Consider the following 3,707-nt stretch of genomic DNA (forward strand, 5'->3'; position numbering starts at 1 on the left):
GCGGTTCCGGCCGGCCGCGACGCGCTGCGGGGAACCGCCGCCTCCCCCATGCCGGTGACGTAGCCGAGAAAGCCGGGCACGAGCGGCAACACGCAGGGCGACGCGAAGGAGACCGCTCCGGCGAGCACCGCGAGCGCCGCCGCGAGCAGCACGTTGCCGTCGGCGACGACGGCGCCCAGACCGTCTCCCATCAGGTGGCCTCGGCGACGACCGACTCCACGATCGTCGTCAGGGTGGTGGCGCTGGGGATCTCCCCGGAGATGCGGGCGGCGATGCGCGCCTCGCGGTCGAGCACGAGCGTGGTCGGGGTCGCCGTGGCCTTGTTCTGCAGCGCGGGCCCCAGCCCCCGGTACTGGTCGGACAGCGACGGGTAGGGCAGGCCGAGGGCCTTGGCGCCGGCCGCCCCGGTCTGCGGGCTCTCCCCCACGTTGATGCCGAGGAACTCGACGTCGTCGTGCGCGGTGGTCAGCTGTTTCGCGGCCGCCACGAGAACGGGGGCCTCCGCGACGCACGGCTCGCACCACGAACCCCAGACGTTGAGCACGAGCACCCGGCCCGCCGCCTGCGAGATCTGCCAGGGCGTGCCGTCGAGCAGGTTTCCGGACAGCTGCACCGGCGCGCCCCGCTGGTCCGCACCGAGCTGCTCGATCGTGCCGTCTCCGGCGATGAAGCCCTTGTCGTCGCCGCGCTTGGCCTGCTCGCTGACCGAGCCGGCGTCCGAGCACGCCGCGGTCAGTGCCAGGCCCACCGCACCCGCGGCCCCGAGCGCCCCGCGCAGCAGGCCCCGCCGGGACAGTCCCCCGCTCACCACCGTGTCACCGCTGTATCACCGTCTCGCTCACGCCCCCGGAACCGTCGCCGCACCGGGCAGCAGGGCCGCGGCGGGCTCGCTGTACCCGATCGATTCGAGGCGGTCCCCGACGTACGTCAGGGTCGTCAGCGACGCCAACGAGCACTGCCGGTTGCGCGGGTCGTGCCACATGCGCCGCCCCTCGAGGAAGCGCCGGATCGTCCAGATCGGCAGCTGGTGGGAGACGATGACGATCTCGCCGCCGTCGTACAGCTCGTGCACCGCGGTCCGGGCGGAGTCGATCGCGGCGAGCATGCGGGCAGCGATGCGCTCGTACGGCTCGCCCCACGACGGGCGCATCGGGTTGTACAGCAGCCGCCAGTTGGCGGGGTGGGTCAGCGACCCGTCTCCGTGTCCGAAACGCTTGCCCTCGAAGTGGTTTCCGGCCTCGATGACGCGATCGTCGACGTGTACGCCGAGGTTGTGCGCCGCCGCGATCGGCGCCGCCGTCTCCTGAGCGCGCTCCAGCGAGGAGGCGGTGACCAGCCCGATCGGGGCGTCCGCCAGGTGCTCGGCGACCAGCTCGGCCATCGCGCGCCCCCGCGCCGAGAGGTGGTACCCGGGCCTGCGGCCGTACAGCAGGCACTCGGGGTTCTCGACCTCGCCGTGGCGCAGCAGGTGCACGACGTCGCGTCGCCCGCGGGCATCGGCGGGGGTCTGGCTCGCGGTCATCCGGACATCCTGTCACGGGAGTCTGAAGCAGCCCTGGCAGCGGCCGGCAGCGCGTCCAGCACCCGGCCGATCGCCTCGTCGTCGTGGGCCGCGGAGACGAACCAGCATTCGAACGCGCTCGGCGGCAGGTGCACGCCCTGCTCGAGCATCGAGTGGAAGAACGCGGCGAAGGCGGGCAGGTCCTGGGCCCGGGCGCCGTCGTAGTCGAGCACGGGCGCCGGCGTGCCGGACTGGAAGAACACGCTGAACATCGAGCCGGCCCACTGCACGGTGTGCGGCACGTCCTGGGCGGTGAGGGCGGCGGAGGCGGCGTCGGCGATGGTGCGCGCGGTGGCGGCGAGTCGTTCGTAGACCTGCGGGGTGCAGCCGCGCAGCGTGGCCAGCCCGGCGGCGGTCGCGATCGGGTTACCCGACAGCGTGCCGGCCTGGTACACCGGGCCGAGCGGCGCGAGCTGGGCGAGCACGTCGGCGCGGCCGCCGAACGCCGCGGCCGGGAAGCCGCCCCCCATGACCTTGCCGAACGTGAACAGGTCGGGGGCGCCGCTCTCGTACGGCCCCTCGAGGCCGTACCAGCCGCTGGGGCTGCACCGGAAGCCGGTCATCACCTCGTCGGAGATGAGCAGCGCCCCGTGCTCGCGGGTGATGCGCCGCATCGCCTCGGTGAACCCCGGCTGCGGCGGCACGACACCCATGTTGCCGGGCGACGCCTCCGTGATGAGGCAGGCGATCTTCTCGCCGTGCTCGGCGAAGGCGGCCTCGAGGGCGTCGACGTCGTTGTACGGCAGCACGATCGTCTCGCCGGCGGCGCTCGCCGGCACGCCCGCGGAGTCGGGCAGCGCGAACGTCGCGACGCCGCTGCCCGCGTGGGCGAGGAGGGCGTCGACGTGCCCGTGGTAGCAGCCGGCGAACTTCACGACGGTCGACCGGCCGGTGACCCCGCGGGCCAGGCGCACCGCGCTCATCGTCGCCTCGGTGCCGCTGCTGACGAGACGCACCTGCTCGACGGGCTCGACGCGGGCGACGATCTCCTCGGCGAGCGCGACCTCGTTCTCGCTCGGGGTGCCGAAGCTGAAGCCGCGGGTCGCGGCGTCCTGCACGGCGGCGAGCACGTCGGGGTGGGTGTGGCCGAGGATCATCGGGCCCCACGAGCCGACGAGGTCGACGTAGCGGTTGCCGTCGGCGTCGGTGAGCCACGGGCCGCTCGCCGAGGCGATGAAGCGGGGCGTGCCACCGACCGCGCGGAAGGCCCGGACCGGGGAGTTCACCCCGCCGGGGGTGACCGCCAGGGCCCGTTCCATGAGGGCGGCGGAGGCTTGCGTCACCCGAGAGGGAGTCTGCGCTGTCGTCTGCTCTGGTGCCGGCGTCATGGGGCCATCATGCCGACCGTGGACGGCGCCGCACGAGAGGGCCCCGCACGTCAGGCCGACCCGGCAGCCCTCGGCACCCGCGTGGGCCAGCCGGGCTACGTGGACTACGGCTGCGTGGACTCGCTGGCCTCGCTGGACTCGGTGGACTCGGTGGACTCGGTGGGCTCGCCGTCTTCGATGGCCTCCTGCACGCGGGTCATCACGTGGCCGAGGGTGCGTAGCTGCGCCGGATCGAGCAGATCGACGAGGTGGGCGCGCACCCCGCGCACGTGCACCGGGGCCAACCGCAGGATGAGGTCGTGCCCCCGCGACGTGAGGCCGAGCCCGACTCCGCGCCGGTCGCCGGGGATGCGCTCGCGGCGCACGTAGCCGCGACGCTCGAGGCGCATGGCGGTGTGGCTCAACCGGCTGCGGGAGTAGACGACGATCTCGGCGAGCACCGACATCCGCATGCCTTCACCGGGCGCCTCGGACAACAGCGCGAGGATCTCGTATTCCGACAGGCTCACGCCGTGTGGTTGCAGGTCGTGTTCGAGCGCCTCGGTGAGCAGCCGGCTCCCGCGCAGATAGGCCCGCCACACGCCCTGCTCGGAATCGGTCAGCCAGGGGTTCTCGGCACCGCGGCAGGCGCCCTCGGCGCCGACTTCGTCCGGATCCGTGGCGTGCATTTCGCCACCGTAGCGCCGCCCACGGCACCCGGGCACGCCCGTCGCTGCCACCGCGCGCCCGCCCCGTGGCAGCACCCGCCGAACTCAACCAAAGGATGCCTCGCCTCCATCGAACGATGCCCTCCCTCCACCCACCCCACCATGGCCGAA

General features: G+C 73.5%; 4 protein-coding genes and 1 pseudogene. All 5 read right to left on the reverse strand.

Annotation, left to right across the window (positions count from 1 at the left end):
• A pseudogene (locus PINTE_RS06660) lies at positions 1–191 on the reverse strand (cytochrome c biogenesis protein CcdA); the annotation flags it as partial.
• Entirely contained in the window at positions 191–808 is a 618-nt protein-coding gene (locus PINTE_RS06665) for a TlpA family protein disulfide reductase (RefSeq protein WP_084343327.1), read from the reverse strand. The gene PINTE_RS06665 and the pseudogene PINTE_RS06660, both read right to left, overlap by 1 nt.
• Positions 809–838: 30 nt before the next feature.
• Positions 839–1,522, reverse strand: a complete 684-nt coding sequence (locus PINTE_RS06670) for a histidine phosphatase family protein (RefSeq protein ID WP_068427738.1) — start codon at positions 1,520–1,522, stop codon at positions 839–841.
• Positions 1,519–2,889 carry a glutamate-1-semialdehyde 2,1-aminomutase gene (gene hemL / locus PINTE_RS06675; RefSeq protein ID WP_068427740.1) on the reverse strand — a complete coding sequence of 457 codons (1,371 nt, stop codon included), beginning with the start codon at positions 2,887–2,889 and terminating at the stop codon, positions 1,519–1,521. Before hemL ends, PINTE_RS06670 begins: the two co-directional genes overlap by 4 nt.
• A gap of 104 nt (positions 2,890–2,993) precedes the next feature.
• The gene (locus PINTE_RS06680) at positions 2,994–3,557 is read right to left on the reverse strand and encodes a MarR family winged helix-turn-helix transcriptional regulator (RefSeq protein WP_084343326.1); all 564 of its coding nucleotides are present in this window, start codon (positions 3,555–3,557) and stop codon (positions 2,994–2,996) included.
• Positions 3,558–3,707 lie beyond the last annotated feature (150 nt).

The sequence above is a fragment of the Piscicoccus intestinalis NBRC 104926 genome (assembly GCF_001515525.1).
GTDB classification, from domain to species: Bacteria; Actinomycetota; Actinomycetes; order Actinomycetales; family Dermatophilaceae; genus Kineosphaera; species Kineosphaera intestinalis.

Bases quoted from the DNA above. Each gene is read 5' to 3' on its own strand.
- PINTE_RS06670 (WP_068427738.1), bottom strand. From the start codon at position 1,522: ATGACCGCGAGCCAGACCCCCGCCGATGCCCGCGGGCGACGCGACGTC.
- hemL (WP_068427740.1), bottom strand. From the start codon at position 2,889: ATGACGCCGGCACCAGAGCAGACGACAGCGCAGACTCCCTCTCGGGTG.
- PINTE_RS06680 (WP_084343326.1), bottom strand. From the start codon at position 3,557: ATGCACGCCACGGATCCGGACGAAGTCGGCGCCGAGGGCGCCTGCCGC.